This is a genomic window from Christiangramia qingdaonensis (genome assembly GCF_048381525.1).
Taxonomy (GTDB): Bacteria; Bacteroidota; Bacteroidia; order Flavobacteriales; family Flavobacteriaceae; genus Christiangramia.
The window spans coordinates 508,172-525,030 of the sequence record NZ_JBLWIM010000012.1 but is presented as its reverse complement, the minus strand read 5'-3'; the positions used below and the strand labels follow the sequence as shown (position 1 = coordinate 525,030).

The following is a 16,859-nucleotide window of genomic DNA, read 5'->3' as shown; positions in this document are numbered from 1 at the left end:
ATCAGCTTTAATGCGTATCCTGATTGTTCGTTCCGGATTCGTATTTAGATAAGCCTGTATAAATAAGGTCTTACTACTCGCTTCATTCTTAAATGCTTCTGAAGTGATCAGGAATTTTCTTTCGATTTCTATCATTCTGAAGAGTTGCTTAAAGTCTTGATCTTATCAGATTCTATTCTACCGCTTTTATATTGATGGTTCGCCAGGTATCGCATCGCATTCGCGATCTCCTCTGGTTTTATACTTCTGTATTTTTTGAGTCCGCCAATGAGCAAATGATTACCAAATTTCATCAAATTAATAAAAATGGATTCCATCAGCCTGTTCTCTGCCCTATTACCAGCAATTAAAGATGGTTGCAGTATATAAGTATTTGTGATTTTCTGTTCCAGTACAGCACCTTCCATTTCACCTTTCACCTTATTATAAAAGATATTACTATCCTCATCAGCACCTAAAGCTGAGATTACCATAAAAGTGCTAATGCCATTTCTTTTTGCCAGTTTAGCAGCGGTTGCAGGAATACCGAAATCAATTTGTCGATACAATTCCTTATCGGGAGTTTTACTTTTTGTAGTTCCTATACAGCAGAACACCTCATCTCCGATAAATAATTCCTGGAGCTTTTCAAGTTCAAAAAGATCGATTAAATATTCCTCGATCTTCTCACTCTTTTGAGACACATGATTTCTCCCAAAAACCTTGATCTTTCTATAACGATCATCCCTTATTAATTTATCTAAAAGAATACCACCGGTTAAACCGGTAGCACCAAGAATGATCGCTGTTTTCGCCTGTTCCATTGCTGTAGCTATTAATTAGACTAAGATATTACTTAAATTTACAAGGTGGAAAAACTTCGCAAAATTATCCATGTAGATATGGATGCCTTCTATGCTTCAGTAGAGCAACTGGATAACCCGGATCTTCGGGGTAAGCCGGTCGCAGTAGGTGGCAGCTCACAACGCGGAGTCGTAAGTGCAGCCAGTTACGAGGCAAGAAAGTTTGGCGTGCGTAGTGCCATGAGCAGCGTGATGGCTAAAAGAAACTGTCCCGATCTTATCTTCGTAAAATCAAATTTTGAAAGATATCGTGAAATTTCAGCGCAGATCAGGGAGATCTTTTATGAGTATACAGACCTTGTCGAGCCATTATCTCTGGATGAAGCATATCTTGATGTTACCGAGAATAAAAAAGGCATGATGAGTGCAACTCTTATCGCTAAAAAGATAAGAGACCAGATCAAGGAAAAAACTGGTTTGAACGCTTCCGCAGGAATTTCCGTGAATAAATTCATCGCCAAGGTCGCCAGTGACATCAACAAACCAAACGGACAGAAAACCGTACCGCCAGAAGAAGTTTTAGAGTTCCTGGAAGAGCTTGATATCAGAAAATTCTACGGTGTTGGAAAAGTAACTGCGGAAAAAATGTATCGACTGGGGATATTTAGCGGAAAAGAACTTAAGTCTAAAACGGAAGAATACCTAAGTGAACATTTTGGAAAGAGTGGCAGGCACTTTTACAACGTAGTTCGCGGGATTCATCATAGTGAAGTTAAACCACATAGAACACGTAAATCGCTAGGTGCTGAAAGAACCTTTAATGAAAATATATCTTCTGAGATTTTTATGCTTGAAAAACTTCAGAACATCGCTGAAGAAATAGAACGAAGATTGAAAAAATCTGATGTCGCCGGGAAAACGATCACTTTGAAGATCAAATACAGTGATTTCACTCAGCAAACCAGAAGCAAGACGATTAGCTACTATATTTCCAGTAAAGAACTCATTCTCGAAATCGCCAAAGAATTATTATATCAGGAGAAAATGAAGAATTCGGTTAGACTACTGGGAATTTCGCTGTCCAATTTAAATACCGATAAGGATACGAAAGAAGAAGAAAAGGAGATCCTCGTCCAATTGAAATTTAAATTCTAATGACTAAGAAGTTGTTGTTGATATGTATGATGATCGGCATGATTTCCTGCCAGGAAGATCAGGTTTACGAGTTGCCTGAAAATGCCGCGACCTTACTGGCGGGTGACAGTACAAAAACATGGAAGCTCGCAAGGCGTTCCAACAACAACGTACGGATGAACATGGGTCCATGCTTTCTCAATTATCGCCAGAGTTTTTCCGTAGATCATACTGTTGAAGATAATAATGGGAAAAATAAGAATTGTGGACCGAGTCTTGTTGGCACCTGGGAATTCCAGAAGGGAGTGAAAAATGAACCCTACTTAAGAATTAATAGTCCGCAGATTCCTGAATTATTAAGTACGGATAAGGAATATAAAGATTTCAAAATTCTGAAGTTAACGAAGGACACTCTTGAAGTGGTTTTCAGGCATAATCAATATGGCAACACCAGCAGATTGATCACAGATATTCTCGTTCAGGAAGATCTGGATATTGGTGATCGAAATTTCCACCATTAAAAAACCGGATACCAACTCATGCAGATATCCGGTTTTTAAATTTGAACATTTACTGTTCTATTCTATTTCTGAAACTCTTAGCGTGTTCACCATTCCCTTAGCAGTAATTGGCATTGCGGCAAGGTTGATCGTAAAGTCTCCAACTTCCACAAATTTATATTGTTTCGCCATATCGTTAATATCATCGATAGTCTCATCTGTACTCACGAACTTATCGTAGAAAAAGGCTTTCACACCCCACAAAAGGCTCAATTGGTTAAGTATCCTTCTATTCGATGTAAATACAAGGATATGAGCTTCCGGTCTCCATGCAGAGATCTGGAATGCCGTATAACCACTATTAGTTAACGTACAGATCGCCTTAGCTTTGATTTCGTTAGCCATATGCGCTGCATGATAACAAACAGCTTTGGTAATATATCTTTTCGTTCTTACGTGCGGTGGCTCATGCGGAACTTTAATAAGTGGAGAGTTCTCTACACTTTCCAGGATCTGCGCCATCTTCTGAATAACCTGTACCGGATATTGCCCTACGGAAGTTTCTCCGGAAAGCATCACAGCATCTGCTCCATCCATGACGGAATTAGCAACATCGTTCACCTCTGCCCTGGTAGGCGTTAGGCTCGTGATCATGGTTTCCATCATCTGAGTGGCGATGATCACCGGGATTCTTGCTTTCTTAGCTGTAAGAACCAGTTTCTTCTGAATTAGAGGAACTTCCTGAGCAGGAATTTCCACACCCAGATCTCCTCGAGCTACCATAAGTCCGTCACAGTAAGCAACGATCTTATCGATATTCTCTACACCTTCGGGTTTTTCGATCTTCGCAACGATTGGGATTTTAAATTCTGAATGCTCATTGATCAGTTTTTGAAGTTCCATAAGATCTTCCGCGTGTCTAACAAAAGAAAGTGCCATCCAGTCTACGGCAAGCTCGCAGGCGAATTTAGCATCTTTAATATCCTTCTCTGTAAGTGCAGGTAGAGAGATATTTGTATTTGGAAGATTTACACCCTTTTTTGATTTTAATGGTCCACCCTGAACAACTTTAGTAGTAACCTCATCCTTCTTGTTGGTTTTTACAACTTCAAAGATTAGTTTACCATCATCAAGTAGAATTCTTTCTCCGGCTTTTACGTCCTGCGGAAAGGTTTCATAATTCATGTAAACACGCTCCGAAGTTCCTTTAAAAGGCTCGCCAGTTACGAAAGTGATAATATCACCTTCAGAAACTACAACTTCTTCCTTCATCACTCCAACACGAAGTTTTGGACCCTGAAGATCGGCAAGAATCGCGGCATTAAATCCTTCTTCCTCGTTCAGTTCTCTAATCATCTGTACCCGCTGTTTCACATCTTCATAATCTGCGTGTGAAAAGTTGATACGAAATACGTTGACACCTTCCTGCAACATTCTCTTTAAAGTATCTTTGCTACTGGTTGCAGGGCCCAGTGTGGCAACTATTTTTGTTTTCTTGTTGGTCGGCATTATTCGAAAATTAGATTTTGTTTGTTCTTCAGCTTATCCACTTCTATAGCGTAAGCTGCCTGTACTCCTGGAATTTGATTAATCTTGTTCAGAATCCTGATGAATTCTTTAGGTAGAATTTCCTCACTTATCTTCAGAAAAAAATCAACTTTACTATATTCAGGTATAAGATTAATTTCTTTTGAGCTGAACTCTTCCTCATTAAAAAGGGAACCTGTACTTAAAATCCTTTTCGGTTCTCCCTTGAACTTATTGGTAACAAGTTCAACGCTGTAGTAAGCTTTTGGATCTTTGAAAGAGTAAAGAGCGTAAAAAGCATGATATTCAGAATGATTAAAATCGATGTCTGTCGCCTCTCTCTCCAGCTTTGTTCGCAAATTCTTATTAATTAAATAAGCCATTCTATACCCTTCTAAAGAAGAGTAGATCGCGATCAATTGAAAGCTCTCATCTTCAAACTCAAGCAGTTCCTTATGCATAAGCACAAATTCGGAATTTAAGGTTAAAGATAATATATCATTGCTGAAATGAAGATATTAGGGGTCTAAAATTCATAATTTTCTACGAAAACGTTATAGTTTACGTTAATTTCGCAAATTATTTCATTTTAGCCTGAAGTGCGTAGTAAGCTCTTTTCGATGCTTTCTCTTCAGCTTTCTTTTTCGAAGTTGCCCTGGCCTTTGCTACCACCCGGTTTTCAATTCGGAGTTTTACAGCGAAATGTTTTAGTTCATCATTCCCAGTATCCTCGTAGACTTCGAAATCAAATTCCTTCTTCTCCTTCTGGCACCATTCTATTACCAGGCTCTTATAGCTAATCACTTTTCCTTCGAGTTGTTCTATGTCCACATAGGGATCTATCACTCGCTCGTAAATGAAGCGTTCACAATATTTATAACCTCTATCAAGATAGATAGCACCAACGAGAGCTTCAAATAGGTTACCATGAATATTCACTCCAAATTGTGTAACAGGGATATTGGTTTGAACATGTTCGATAAGCCCCAAGTCTTTCCCTAGTTCATTCAGGTGTTTACGACTCACCACCTTGGAACGCATTTTAGTAAGATAGCCTTCATTCCCTCCGGGAACCGCTCTAAAAAGATGAGAAGCGACTACCGCACTAAGCATGGCATCACCAAGAAATTCCAGACGTTCAAAGTTGATGGCATTTCCATCTTCATCCCTTCGATTAAGAGAACGATGGGTAAATGCTTTTTTATAAGGTGAAAGTGTCTTGGGTTTGAAACCCAGGATTTGAGTTAGGATATTAAAAAAATTCCCGCCTTTATAAGAGCGGGAATTTAATATGTTACGAATGACGCTCATGGTCTATTCGTCTAATTTTTTAAATACTACACAGGCATTATGACCTCCAAAACCAAACGTGTTACTCATAGCGATCTTGACTTCTCTTTCCTGAGCTTTGTTCAGGGTTAGATTAAGTTCAGGATCAATATTTTCATCAATGTTCTCATGGTTTATGGTAGGCGGGATCAAACTATGTTTCATTGAAAGTATCGACGCAATTGCTTCAATGGCTCCAGCTGCACCAAGAAGGTGACCGGTCATTGATTTTGTTGAATTGATATTCATGTTCTTAGCATGATCTCCAAACACCTTGGAAATAGCTTTTAATTCAGCTACATCCCCAAGCGGCGTAGAAGTACCATGTGTATTGATCACATCTACATCCTCTGGTTTCAAACCTGCATTCTTAAGGCAGTTTTTCATTACAGCAACAACTCCATCTCCTTCAGGATGCGGAGCGGTCATGTGATAAGCGTCTGAAGATAGACCACCTCCAAGCAACTCAGCATAGATCTTAGCTCCTCTTGCTTTAGCGTGCTCATATTCTTCAAGAATAAGAGCTCCAGCTCCTTCGCCAAGAACAAATCCATCCCTTGTGGAATCGAATGGTCTTGAGGCTGTCTCCGGGCTTTCGTTTCTGGTAGAAAGGGCATGCATTGCGTTAAATCCACCCATTCCTGCCAGCGTCACTGCCGCTTCAGATCCTCCTGAAACAATTACATCACTGTACCCCAACCTAATGTTGTTGAGCGCGTCTATCATTGCGTTTGCAGATGATGCACATGCAGATACTGTGGTATAATTTGCTCCCATGAACCCGTGTTTGATAGAAATATTACCTGGGGCAATATCTGCTATCATCTTGGGAATAAAGAAAGGATTGAATCTTGGAGTACCATCACCTTCAGCGAAGTTGATAACTTCATTCTGGAAAGTTTCCAGTCCACCTATCCCGGCACCCCATATAACGCCAACGCGATATTTGTCTACCGTTTCAAGGTCTATACCAGAATCCTCGATAGCTTCGTCTGCAGATACCATTGCATACTGAGCGAACCTATCAAGTTTTCTGGCCTCCTTACGATCAAAATGATCTAAAGGATTAAAATTTTTGAGTTCACATGCGAATTTAGTCTTGAACTTCTCAGTATCAAAATAAGTGATAGGCGCGCTACCACTTTTTCCACTTTTAAGTCCTTCCCAATATTCCTCTAAATTGTTACCAATTGGGGTTAAGGCTCCAAGGCCTGTAACTACTACTCGCTTCAACTCCATATGGTGTCTATGATTTATTTTTTAGCGTCTTCGATATATGAAATTGCCTGACCTACAGTTGCAATGTTTTCTGCCTGATCGTCTGGAATCTGAATGTCGAATTCCTTTTCGAATTCCATGATCAATTCAACTGTGTCTAGTGAATCAGCACCCAAGTCGTTGGTGAAGCTGGCTTCGTTTACAACTTCATTCTCGTCAACTCCTAATTTGTCAACGATTATAGCTTTTACTCTTGATGCAATGTCTGACATAATTTTTTATTTTAATTTTGATTAGGTGGCAAAAATAAAAACTTTTATTTTAAAACCGATTTTTACTCCAAAAATGTGATGGTAATTTACATAAATTCACTCAAAGCAGTTAATTTTACATCCTAATAATTGTTAACAGCCTTATTTTGAGTGACAAAAGAAATACGACCAGAAAGAAGATTGTCATTTTTGCTTCAGGCTCCGGCACGAACGCCGAGAATATTATCAGGTACTTTCAGGAATCCAGTGATACCAGCATATTGGCGGTATTCTCCAATAAAAAATACGCCGGTGCTTTAAAACGAGCGCATGACCTGCAGGTAAAAGCCTTGCATTTTGACCGGAATTCATTCTATCAGACCAATGAAGTACTTCATATTCTGGAAGACATGAATCCAGATCTTATTGTTCTAGCAGGTTTTCTATGGTTGTTCCCATCCAAAATCATTGCTGAATTTCCAGATCGCATCATCAATATACATCCCGCACTACTACCTAAATTTGGCGGTAAAGGAATGTATGGAAATAAAGTCCATCAGGCAGTTATTGAGAAAAAAGAAAAAGAAAGTGGTATCAGTATTCATTATGTAAATGAACGTTATGATGAAGGAAATATCATTTTCCAGGCCACCACTCCGATTACTGAGGAAGACACCCCAGAAAGTCTTGCCACAAAAATTCATGCGCTTGAATACAAACACTTTCCGGAAGTGATAAAGCAACTCCTGCAAAAATAAATTAAGTGACTACACCAAAGGTGCATATTTATACAGACGGTGCTGCTCGCGGCAATCCCGGTCCCGGTGGTTTTGGTATCGTAATGGAATGGGTTGGCAAACCTTACCAGAAGGAATTCGCCCAGGGTTTTAAGCTAACCACAAATAATAGAATGGAGCTTATGGCGGTGATCGTAGCACTAAGCAAATTAAAAACGCCTGGAACACCCGCCAAGGTTTTCACTGATTCCCGATATGTTTCAGACGCAGTGAACAAAGGCTGGATCTTTGGCTGGGAGAAGAAAAATTTTGTGAATCGTAAAAATGCTGATCTCTGGAAAGCTTTTCTGAAGGTCTTCCGAAGACATAAAGTAGAGTTCCAATGGATCAAAGGTCATAATGATCACCCACAGAATGAGCGTTGCGATACCCTGGCAGTAATGGCCTCTAAAGGAAAGGACCTTCCCGCAGATGATGGTTACAAAGCTTAACAATTGAACCCGGCTTTCAGGTTTACAGCTTGAAAAACAAACTGTATATTTGCAGCGACAATTTAAAACCCGTTATGAGTAAATTACTTATTGTTGGAACTGTAGCTTTTGATGCTATTGAAACTCCATTTGGAAAAACAGATAAAATATTAGGTGGAGCAGGCACTTATATAGGCCTTTCCGCAGCGAACTTTGATATAGACAGCGCCGTGGTTTCTGTGGTGGGAGATGATTTTCCCCATGAATACCTCGACCTAATGAAGAATAATAATATCGATATTGAAGGAATCGAGGTTGTAAAGGGAGGTAAGACGTTTTTCTGGAGCGGTCGCTATCATAATGATCTGAACAGCAGAGATACTCTGGATACGCAATTAAATGTACTGGCAGATTTCAACCCGGTAGTTCCTAATAATTATAAGGACTCAGAATATGTAATGTTAGGAAACCTTCATCCGTTGGTGCAATTGAGCGTGTTGGAACAGGTTGAGAAACCTAAGCTTGTTGTTCTTGATACTATGAACTTCTGGATGGACAATACTCCTCAAGACCTTGACAAAGTAATTGCTAAAGTAGATGTAATTACTATTAATGACGAAGAAGCAAGACAACTTTCAGGTGAATACTCTCTGGTAAAAGCTGCCAGAAAGATCGCTGAAATGGGTCCTAAATATATAGTAATTAAAAAAGGAGAACATGGTGCACTGCTTTTCCATGAAGATCAGATCTTCCATGCTCCTGCCCTTCCTCTTGAAGAAGTTTTCGATCCAACCGGTGCTGGCGATACTTTTGCCGGTGGTTTTATTGGATACCTTGCCAGAACAAATGATATCTCTTTCGAGAACATGAAAAACGCCGTGATCTATGGATCTAACCTCGCATCCTTTTGCGTTGAAAAGTTTGGAACAGAACGGATGCAGAAATTATCTCGCGAGGAAGTAAACGAGCGGCTTCACGATTTCAAGAAGCTAACGCACTTCGAAACAAAATTAGACTAGTAAAACATGCCCTGTAATTTCAGGGCTTTTTTTGTGACATAAATAACAACACAACAAATTCCAGATAAGACCCTATGAGTGACGCTATAAAACACGAATGTGGAATTGCACAGATAAGGCTTCTTAAACCATTAGACTACTATAAAAAGAAGTATGGCACTGCTTTTTATGGTGTGAATAAGATGTACCTTCTTATGGAGAAACAGCACAACCGAGGTCAGGATGGTGCAGGTTTCGCCAGTATCAAATTAAATACTGCACCTGGTGAGCGTTACATAAGTCGCGTAAGATCTAATGCCGCACAGCCAATTCAGGATATTTTTGAACAGATCAATCAAAGGATCAATGATGAGATCCTGGCAAATCCAGAGTACGCAGAAGATACTGAGCTTCAGAAGAAATACATCCCTTACCTGGGTGAGGTTTTTCTAGGTCATGTTCGCTACGGAACCTTCGGAAAAAATAGCATAGAAAGCGTACACCCATTCCTGAGACAGAACAACTGGATGCACCGTAATCTTATAGTTGCCGGTAATTTCAACATGACCAATGTGAACCAATTGTTCGATAATCTTGTAGAACTTGGTCAGCATCCAAAAGAACGGGCTGATACGGTCACCGTAATGGAGAAGATCGGTCACTTTCTGGATTCAGAAGTAAGAAAATTATATAAGAAACTTAAGAAAGAAGGTTTTTCCAAGAAGCAGGCATCTCCACATATCGCAGAGCAGCTTGATGTTGCGAAGATCCTGAGAAAGTCTTCGAAGAACTGGGATGGAGGTTATGCCATGGCTGGAATGATAGGTCACGGTGATTCCTTCGTACTTCGCGATCCGGCAGGAATTCGGCCCGCATATTATTATAAAGATGATGAAGTGGTCGTGGTAGCTTCAGAAAGACCAGTAATTCAAACAGTATTCAATGTAGATTTTGATGATGTTCACGAATTACCTCCAGGGAACGCGATCATCACTAAAAAAAGCGGAGAGGTAAATATTACCGAAATTCTGAAACCTCTGGAGCGCAAAGCCTGTTCTTTTGAAAGAATCTATTTTTCCCGCGGTAGTGATGCTGAAATTTATGAAGAGCGTAAAATGCTAGGTAGACTACTCATGCCAGATGTGTTAAAAAGTATTGACCATGACACCTTAAAAACTGTTTTCTCATTTATTCCTAATACTGCGGAAACTTCTTTCTACGGAATGGTGGAAGCCGCTCAGGATGAATTGAACAAGCAGAAGAATGAAGCGATCCTGGAAGAAAAGGAAACTTTAACCGATGCAAGACTACAGGAAATTCTATCCCATAGGCTTAGGACTGAAAAGATCGCGATCAAGGACGTAAAACTACGAACCTTTATTACTGAAGATAGCAGCAGGGATGACCTGGTTGCCCATGTGTATGATGTGACATACGGCGTGGTAAAACCCGAGGACAACCTCGTGATCATTGATGACAGTATTGTTCGGGGAACTACTCTGAAGAAAAGTATTATCAAGATGATGGACCGGCTTAAACCAAAAAAGATCGTGGTAGTTTCTTCGGCTCCACAAATAAGGTACCCGGATTGTTATGGAATTGATATGGCCAGGCTGGAAGATCTTGTTGCTTTTAGAGCTGCTTTGGAGTTACTTAAGGAATCTGACCATTATGAGATCGTAGAAAAGGTTTATAAGAAATGTAAGCAACAGGTAGATTTGGATGATACGGAAGTGCAGAACTTCGTCAAGGAAATGTACGAACCATTTACCAATGAGCAGATCTCTGATAAGATCTCAGAATTGTTGTGTGATACGGATGTAAATGCTGACGTAAAGATCATTTACCAAACGGTAGAAAACTTACATAAAGCATGTCCAAAGAACCTGGGTGACTGGTACTTTACCGGTGACTATCCCACTGCCGGCGGGAACCGGGTAGTAAATCGGGCATTTATAAATTTCTATGAAGGAAATACAGACAGAGCATACTAAATCGCTTTTCAACCAGTAAATATGCATTTTGTCTAATAATATTTGTGGCTAGATTTTATCTATCTACATTAGTAGCATGCCATAACATAAGTAGGTTAAGTTCATGGTAGATTTGGGGCAAAAAAAGGTGGATTCATTCCGCCTTTTTTTATATCCAGTCGTTAAATTTCTCGAGGTGGCATCCACCTATAATATTCTAATAATAAGCCACTTAACTAGTTTTCAGGTATTTCATCTAAAAGTTTGATTTGCAACGAACTTTCAAACTATATTTATTAGACCATAGCATAAGTAGGTTAAGTTCATGGTAGATTTGGGGCAAAAAAAGGTGGATCTTGATCCGCCTTTTTTTATGAACATAACTGAAGATCAGTTTGTTTGACACTTATGCCTACTACTTAAACACTTCTTTAATTTCAGCTACTCATCTAGTTTTCAGGTATTTCGTCTAAAAGTTTGATTTGCAACGAACATTCGAACTATATTTATTAGACCATAGCATAAGTAGGTTAAGTTCATGGTAGATTTGGGGCAAAAAAAGGTGGATCTTGATCCGCCTTTTTTTATGAATATAACTGAACAAAAAAGACCGCCAAATGGCGGTCTTCAATGTTTAGAAAATCAATTCTATATTATTTTGCTTTAGCGTATCTGCTGGAAACTTCTTTCCAATCGATCACATTAAAGAATGCATCGATATATTCAGGACGCTTGTTCTGGTAATTCAGGTAATAAGCATGTTCCCAAACGTCTAATCCAAGAATTGGAGTTCCTCCACAACCAATTTCTGGCATGATTGGATTATCCTGGTTTGCAGTAGAACAAACTTCTACTTTTCCACCACTATGTACACATAGCCATGCCCATCCAGATCCAAATTGTCCAGCAGCTGCATTAGAAAATTTCTCTTTAAAAGCATCGAAAGAACCAAAAGCGCTATCGATAGCTGAAGCTAGCTCGCCTTCTGGTTTTCCTCCACCATCAGGAGACATTACTTCCCAGAATAAGCTATGGTTATAAAAACCACCACCATTGTTTCTTACAGCTTTATTAGACATGTCAAGGTTTTGAAGTATATTTTCTATATTCTTTCCTTCCATATCTGTACCTTCGATCGCATCGTTCAGCTTCTTGGTATAACCTGCATGATGCTTATCGTGGTGAATTTCCATCGTTTTTGCATCTATATATGGCTCCAATGCATCAAAAGCATATTTAAGTTTTGGTAATTCAAATGACATAATTATCTGATTTTTTTGTGATTAGTACTTTATATTCCATCAAATTTAGCCATTAAGGCATTTAATGGAAATTATTTACTGTTATAAATTACTTAAAAGCAATGCCCGATTTCCAGTCATTTTTATTTTAACTTTAAGCTTTGTACAAGCTCTCAAATCTCAATAATATAGCCGAATTTGGAAAATTTCTTTCATATCTATAATGCCTCTGCAGGCTCTGGAAAAACCTTCACCCTCGTAAAGCGTTACCTCAGTATTTTATTCAACTCCAATCGAAAGGATAGCTATAAAAATATCCTTGCCATCACCTTTACCAATAAAGCTGTTGGTGAAATGAAAAAGCGGATCATAGACAGCCTGGCCAGTTTTGCAAAAGAAGATTTAGGTAAGGTAGATCCTCTAATGAACGCGATTATGGAAGAAACCGATCTTTCAGAAGTGCAAATACGAGAGAAATCCAGGGAAATCCTTAAAAGTATTATTCATAATTATGCTGCATTTGAAATATCGACTATAGATGGATTCACACATCGGGTGATTCGCACTTTCGCTCGTGACCTTGGTATACCCATGAATTTTGAAGTGGAAATTGGCGCAGAAGATATTCTAATGGAAGCGGTAGACAGCCTTATTAACCGGGCCGGTAATGACGAGAAATTGACACGGGTGCTGGTGAACTACACCCTTTCAAAAACAGATGATGATCGCAGCTGGGATATTAGTCGAGATCTTTACGATATATCGCGTTTGCTCATCAACGAAAATCACCAGAAAGAAATCGCAGTTCTTAAGACCAGAACACTGGAGGATTTTGCCGCATTTGCCAAAAAATTAAGGGCAGATATGCTGGAAGCTGAAGATGGGTTAAAAACTTTTGGAGATCATTTTTTTGAAGTCATCCATAACGCCGGACTGTCAGAAGAAGATTTTAAAGGTAAGTACATACCCAAGCATTTTTCAAAGTTGCAGCAAGGTGAAATATCAGTTAATTTTGAGAGTGCGTGGGCGAAGAACATTGCAGATTCCCCAATGTATGCCAAGACCAAGGCCAGTAAAGATACTCAAATGAGCATGGATTCTTTACAACCTGAACTTGTGGAGATCTTCGAAACTTCCAAAAAGTTATTCTTTCACCTGGAATTTCTTACCGAGATCAGGAAAAATCTGGTTCAGCTCTCTTTGATCAATGAAATAAACCGGGAAATAGAGCTGATTAAGAAAGAAAAAAATGTCATTTTAATTTCAGAATTTAATCCAAAAATAAGTGAACAGGTAAAAGATCAACCGGCTCCTTTCATTTACGAACGACTTGGAGAACGTTATCAGCACTATTTTATTGATGAATTCCAGGATACATCTACCATGCAATGGGAAAACCTGGTGCCACTTATCAGCCATAATCTTAGTCAGGGCGAAGAGGCTTCTGGTATTACAATCGTTGGAGATGCTAAGCAGAGTATCTATCGCTGGAGAGGCGGCCGGGCAGAACAACTTATAGACCTTAGCAATAAAAAAACGAATCCGTTTCAGATAGAACAGATTCTTGAGAACCTACCAAATAATTTTAGGAGTGGCTCGACCGTGGTGAACTTTAATAATAGCTTTTTTCAGTATGCTGCTACGGTTCTAACACATCCTGAATATGCAGATCTTTTTAAGAATTCAGCACAATCGCCTAAAAAGGGTGAATTTGGTTATGTGAACGTAAGTTTTATTGATGCAAAAAATGCTGAAGAACAACTGGAAATCTATCCTGAAAAGATCTTCGAAACTATCAAAGATCTGGAAGGACAAGGCTATTCCAAGCAGGATATCTGCATACTTACTCGGCGTAAAAAAGAAGGGATTGCCATTGCTGAATATCTTTCAGAACAGGGAATTTCAGTAATTTCATCTGAAACGCTTCTGGTTTCTCAATCTTCGGAAGTAACATTAATTGCAGATCTACTGAAGTTTTCACTTTATCCCGAAGACGATCAGTTAAAACTGAAGATCTATGAGCAGTTATCACCTCGATACATTTCCGAAGAAGAAAGTTTTCCGGTACTTGTAGAGCATTTGCCTAAAAACGGACAGGAATTTCTGGGATGGCTGGACTATGAATTGGTAAGCTTTGATTTAATGGAGATCAAAAGATTGTCGATCTACGAAGCCGCAGAATATATCATTCGAAGTTTTGAACTTGTACAGCAATCCAATGCGTATATCCAGTTTTTCCTGGATTTTATATTTGAGTCTGCTCAAAAAACCTCCAACAGCCTGCATTCATTTCTAGAGCTCTGGGAACGTAAAAAGGACAGGCTAAGCATCGTGGTTCCAGAAACCGATGATGCTGTACAGATCATGACCATTCATAAGTCGAAAGGACTTGAATTTCCTGTAGTCATTTATCCTTTTGCAAATGCAGACCTGCAAAATACAAGAATGGATAACCTCTGGTTAAGCGTTCCAGATGAAAATATTCCGCTGGCTTATGTAAGTGCTTCTAAAAAATTATTGAACTGGAATGAGGAAGCGGTTGAGAAATATCATGACTTGTTGAGCAAGAATGAGCTGGATACGTTGAATGTACTCTATGTTGCCTGTACGAGAGCTGCAGAAGAGCTATATATTATGACCAGCCACGAATCTTCAGATAAGAAGACCCTTAATATTTCAGGAATACTTAAAAACTTTCTGGAATCTGAATCTAAATATGACGACTCCCTGGTTTGTGAATTTGGAGAAAAGTTAAAATTTTCTTCCGAAGAGAAAAAAGGAAAAACTTCTATTTTCCCGGAACAATTCTATACCTCCCCGGTTCAAAACAAAGCTGTAAATATTGTAACACGATCTGGCGCGATGTGGGATACAAAGCAGCAGGAGGCTATCGAAAAAGGTGAAATTGCTCACGAGATCCTGGCCAGGATCAATTCTTCCAAGGACCTTGAAAAAGCCATGGTCTGGGCAGTAAATTCAGGATTAATAAGGGAAGAATCAAGGACAGAAATCTCTGCCAGCATCGAAAAGATCATTGAGCATGAAGAACTAAAATATTTATTTGCAGAAAATGTGCAAAACAAGAATGAAAGGGAGATCATTACCCGCGACGGGAACCGATTGCGTCCAGACAGGCTGAACTTCAGTAATAATAAGATCACCATTATAGATTATAAGACCGGTGGTTTTGTGGATACTCATACCCGCCAGGTTTCAGAATATGCAAAAGCCATGACCAATATGGGTTACGAAGTGGAGAAATCTATGCTTGTCTACACGAACGAACCGGTTCAAATTAGGATTGTATAAAAGAATTATAACTTTGCACGAGAGTGAAAATTAAAATATTGATATGTACGGAAAAATAAAAGAGCATTTAGAAAAAGAACTTGAAGAGATCAAAAACGACGGACTCTTTAAAAAAGAACGAATTATTACCGGGCCTCAGGACGCGGTGATCAAAATATCTACCGGGCAGGAAGTGATCAACTTCTGTGCGAACAACTACCTGGGATTGTCTTCACATCCTGAGGTGATACAGGCTGCAAAAGATACTATGGATACTCATGGTTTTGGAATGTCCAGTGTACGTTTTATATGTGGAACCCAGGATATTCATAAAGAACTGGAGCAAAAGATCGCTGATTTCTACGGAACTGAAGATACAATCCTGTACGCTGCATGTTTTGATGCCAACGGTGGAATTTTTGAACCACTCCTTACGAAAGAAGATGCCATTATTTCAGATTCATTAAATCATGCTTCCATTATTGATGGTGTGAGACTATGCAAAGCTGCGCGTTATCGTTACCAAAATGGCGATATGAATGATCTCGAAGAGCAGTTAAAGGCGGCGAACGAAAAAGGAGCACGTTTTAAGATAATTGTGACAGATGGTGTGTTCTCCATGGATGGCCTTGTTGCTCCATTGGATGCTATTTGTGACCTGGCAGATAAATATGATGCTTTAGTAATGATTGATGAATGTCATGCTACCGGTTTTATAGGTGAGAAAGGGATTGGAACTTTGGAAGAAAAGAATGTTCTTGGTAGAGTTGACATCATCACCGGTACTTTAGGAAAAGCACTCGGTGGCGCCATGGGAGGTTATACCACTGCTAAAAAAGAGATCATTGAACTATTAAGACAAAGATCAAGACCATACTTGTTTTCAAACTCATTAGCCCCTGCAATCGTTGGAGCATCTATTAAAGTATTTGAAATGCTGGAAAATGATTCCAGTTTACGACAAAAGTTAAAAGAGAATACTGCTTACTTCAAAAAGGGTGTTAAAGATGCCGGTTTTGAGATCATTGACGGTGAGGCAGCAATTGTACCGGTAATGCTACATGATGCTAAATTATCCCAGGATATGGCAGACAAGTTGCTTGAGGAGGGAATCTATGTAATAGGCTTCTTCTATCCTGTAGTACCAAAGGGAAAAGCAAGAATTAGAGTTCAATTATCTGCTGCACATAACAAGGAACATCTGGACAAAGCAATTCAGGCATTTACCAAAGTTGGAAAGGAATTAGGAGTGATTAGCTAAAATTAACTTCTTATTTAATGATTGAAGAAGGTTGATTTCATTGAAAACCAGTTGTTAACAAGGCTGAAAACCCTTTGGAATCGCGCTCTAATTAAGAAAACTTTATTATTTTTACTTTTGTTAATATGCATTAAGCATATACTTTTGCTT

At 39.1% G+C, this 16,859-nt stretch carries 15 protein-coding genes and 1 pseudogene; 8 read left to right on the top strand and 8 right to left on the bottom strand.

Annotation, left to right across the window (positions count from 1 at the left end; translation table 11 throughout):
- A pseudogene (locus ACNI3T_RS07295) lies at positions 1-135 on the bottom strand (CYTH domain-containing protein); the annotation flags it as partial.
- A complete protein-coding gene (locus ACNI3T_RS07290) occupies positions 132-803 on the bottom strand; it encodes an NAD(P)H-binding protein (RefSeq protein ID WP_418227255.1) in 672 nt (223 codons plus the stop codon). The pseudogene ACNI3T_RS07295 and the gene ACNI3T_RS07290, both read right to left, overlap by 4 nt.
- Positions 804-848: 45 nt before the next feature.
- Here ACNI3T_RS07290 and dinB point away from each other — a divergent pair, with 45 nt between their 5' ends.
- Together dinB and ACNI3T_RS07280 are read left to right on the top strand one after the other, a co-directional pair.
- Positions 849-1,937, top strand: a complete 1,089-nt coding sequence (gene dinB, locus ACNI3T_RS07285; RefSeq protein ID WP_418227254.1) for a DNA polymerase IV — start codon at positions 849-851, stop codon at positions 1,935-1,937.
- Complete coding sequence (locus ACNI3T_RS07280) at positions 1,937-2,437, top strand: lipocalin-like domain-containing protein (protein WP_418227253.1); 501 nt, start codon at positions 1,937-1,939, stop codon at positions 2,435-2,437. Before dinB ends, ACNI3T_RS07280 begins: the two co-directional genes overlap by 1 nt.
- Before the next feature lie 57 nt (positions 2,438-2,494).
- Here the strand turns inward: ACNI3T_RS07280 and pyk are convergent, their stop codons facing one another.
- The 5 genes from pyk to ACNI3T_RS07255 all read right to left on the bottom strand — a co-directional run bounded on the left by pyk (position 2,495) and on the right by ACNI3T_RS07255 (position 6,762).
- Complete coding sequence (gene pyk, locus ACNI3T_RS07275) at positions 2,495-3,925, bottom strand: pyruvate kinase (RefSeq protein ID WP_418227252.1); 1,431 nt, start codon at positions 3,923-3,925, stop codon at positions 2,495-2,497.
- The gene (locus ACNI3T_RS07270) at positions 3,925-4,404 is read right to left on the bottom strand and encodes an IPExxxVDY family protein (RefSeq protein ID WP_322301491.1); all 480 of its coding nucleotides are present in this window, start codon (positions 4,402-4,404) and stop codon (positions 3,925-3,927) included. Before ACNI3T_RS07270 ends, pyk begins: the two co-directional genes overlap by 1 nt.
- A 118-nt stretch (positions 4,405-4,522) precedes the next feature.
- Positions 4,523-5,254 carry a ribonuclease III gene (gene rnc, locus ACNI3T_RS07265; protein WP_322301492.1) on the bottom strand — a complete coding sequence of 244 codons (732 nt, stop codon included), beginning with the start codon at positions 5,252-5,254 and terminating at the stop codon, positions 4,523-4,525.
- 3 nt (positions 5,255-5,257) lie between these two features.
- A complete protein-coding gene (gene fabF / locus ACNI3T_RS07260; RefSeq protein WP_322301493.1) occupies positions 5,258-6,511 on the bottom strand; it encodes a beta-ketoacyl-ACP synthase II in 1,254 nt (417 codons plus the stop codon).
- Between the two features lie 14 nt (positions 6,512-6,525).
- The gene (locus tag ACNI3T_RS07255) at positions 6,526-6,762 is read right to left on the bottom strand and encodes an acyl carrier protein (RefSeq protein ID WP_013069791.1); all 237 of its coding nucleotides are present in this window, start codon (positions 6,760-6,762) and stop codon (positions 6,526-6,528) included.
- A 146-nt stretch (positions 6,763-6,908) separates the two neighbouring features.
- Here ACNI3T_RS07255 and purN point away from each other — a divergent pair, with 146 nt between their 5' ends.
- From purN to ACNI3T_RS07235, 4 genes are all read left to right on the top strand, one after another.
- Positions 6,909-7,499, top strand: coding sequence for a phosphoribosylglycinamide formyltransferase (purN, locus tag ACNI3T_RS07250; protein WP_418227251.1), 591 nt, complete (start codon positions 6,909-6,911; stop codon positions 7,497-7,499).
- Between the two features lie 5 nt (positions 7,500-7,504).
- On the top strand, positions 7,505-7,969 hold the full coding sequence (rnhA, locus tag ACNI3T_RS07245; RefSeq protein WP_418227250.1) for a ribonuclease HI: 465 nt from the start codon (positions 7,505-7,507) through the stop codon (positions 7,967-7,969).
- Positions 7,970-8,043: 74 nt separating this feature from the next.
- On the top strand, positions 8,044-8,967 hold the full coding sequence (locus ACNI3T_RS07240; RefSeq protein ID WP_418227249.1) for a PfkB family carbohydrate kinase: 924 nt from the start codon (positions 8,044-8,046) through the stop codon (positions 8,965-8,967).
- A gap of 74 nt (positions 8,968-9,041) precedes the next feature.
- Positions 9,042-10,940, top strand: coding sequence for an amidophosphoribosyltransferase (locus tag ACNI3T_RS07235; protein WP_418227248.1), 1,899 nt, complete (start codon positions 9,042-9,044; stop codon positions 10,938-10,940).
- A 632-nt stretch (positions 10,941-11,572) separates the two neighbouring features.
- On the opposite strand, the gene ACNI3T_RS07230 is transcribed toward ACNI3T_RS07235, so the two are convergent.
- Positions 11,573-12,181: a superoxide dismutase gene (locus tag ACNI3T_RS07230; protein WP_418227247.1), complete on the bottom strand. Its 609-nt coding sequence runs from the start codon at positions 12,179-12,181 to the stop codon at positions 11,573-11,575.
- Between the two features lie 177 nt (positions 12,182-12,358).
- On the opposite strand from ACNI3T_RS07230, the gene ACNI3T_RS07225 reads away from it, so the two are divergent.
- The gene (locus ACNI3T_RS07225; RefSeq protein WP_418227246.1) at positions 12,359-15,469 is read left to right on the top strand and encodes a UvrD-helicase domain-containing protein; all 3,111 of its coding nucleotides are present in this window, start codon (positions 12,359-12,361) and stop codon (positions 15,467-15,469) included.
- 43 nt (positions 15,470-15,512) lie between these two features.
- Complete coding sequence (gene kbl / locus ACNI3T_RS07220; protein ID WP_418227245.1) at positions 15,513-16,709, top strand: glycine C-acetyltransferase; 1,197 nt, start codon at positions 15,513-15,515, stop codon at positions 16,707-16,709.
- Positions 16,710-16,859: the final 150 nt, after the last annotated feature.

Bases quoted from the DNA above. Each gene is read 5' to 3' on its own strand.
- ACNI3T_RS07290 (WP_418227255.1), bottom strand. From the start codon at position 803: ATGGAACAGGCGAAAACAGCGATCATTCTTGGTGCTACCGGTTTAACC.
- ACNI3T_RS07280 (WP_418227253.1), top strand. From the start codon at position 1,937: ATGACTAAGAAGTTGTTGTTGATATGTATGATGATCGGCATGATTTCC.
- pyk (WP_418227252.1), bottom strand. From the start codon at position 3,925: ATGCCGACCAACAAGAAAACAAAAATAGTTGCCACACTGGGCCCTGCA.
- ACNI3T_RS07270 (WP_322301491.1), bottom strand. From the start codon at position 4,404: ATGCATAAGGAACTGCTTGAGTTTGAAGATGAGAGCTTTCAATTGATC.
- rnc (WP_322301492.1), bottom strand. From the start codon at position 5,254: ATGAGCGTCATTCGTAACATATTAAATTCCCGCTCTTATAAAGGCGGG.
- fabF (WP_322301493.1), bottom strand. From the start codon at position 6,511: ATGGAGTTGAAGCGAGTAGTAGTTACAGGCCTTGGAGCCTTAACCCCA.
- ACNI3T_RS07255 (WP_013069791.1), bottom strand. From the start codon at position 6,762: ATGTCAGACATTGCATCAAGAGTAAAAGCTATAATCGTTGACAAATTA.
- ACNI3T_RS07240 (WP_418227249.1), top strand. From the start codon at position 8,044: ATGAGTAAATTACTTATTGTTGGAACTGTAGCTTTTGATGCTATTGAA.
- ACNI3T_RS07235 (WP_418227248.1), top strand. From the start codon at position 9,042: ATGAGTGACGCTATAAAACACGAATGTGGAATTGCACAGATAAGGCTT.
- ACNI3T_RS07230 (WP_418227247.1), bottom strand. From the start codon at position 12,181: ATGTCATTTGAATTACCAAAACTTAAATATGCTTTTGATGCATTGGAG.
- kbl (WP_418227245.1), top strand. From the start codon at position 15,513: ATGTACGGAAAAATAAAAGAGCATTTAGAAAAAGAACTTGAAGAGATC.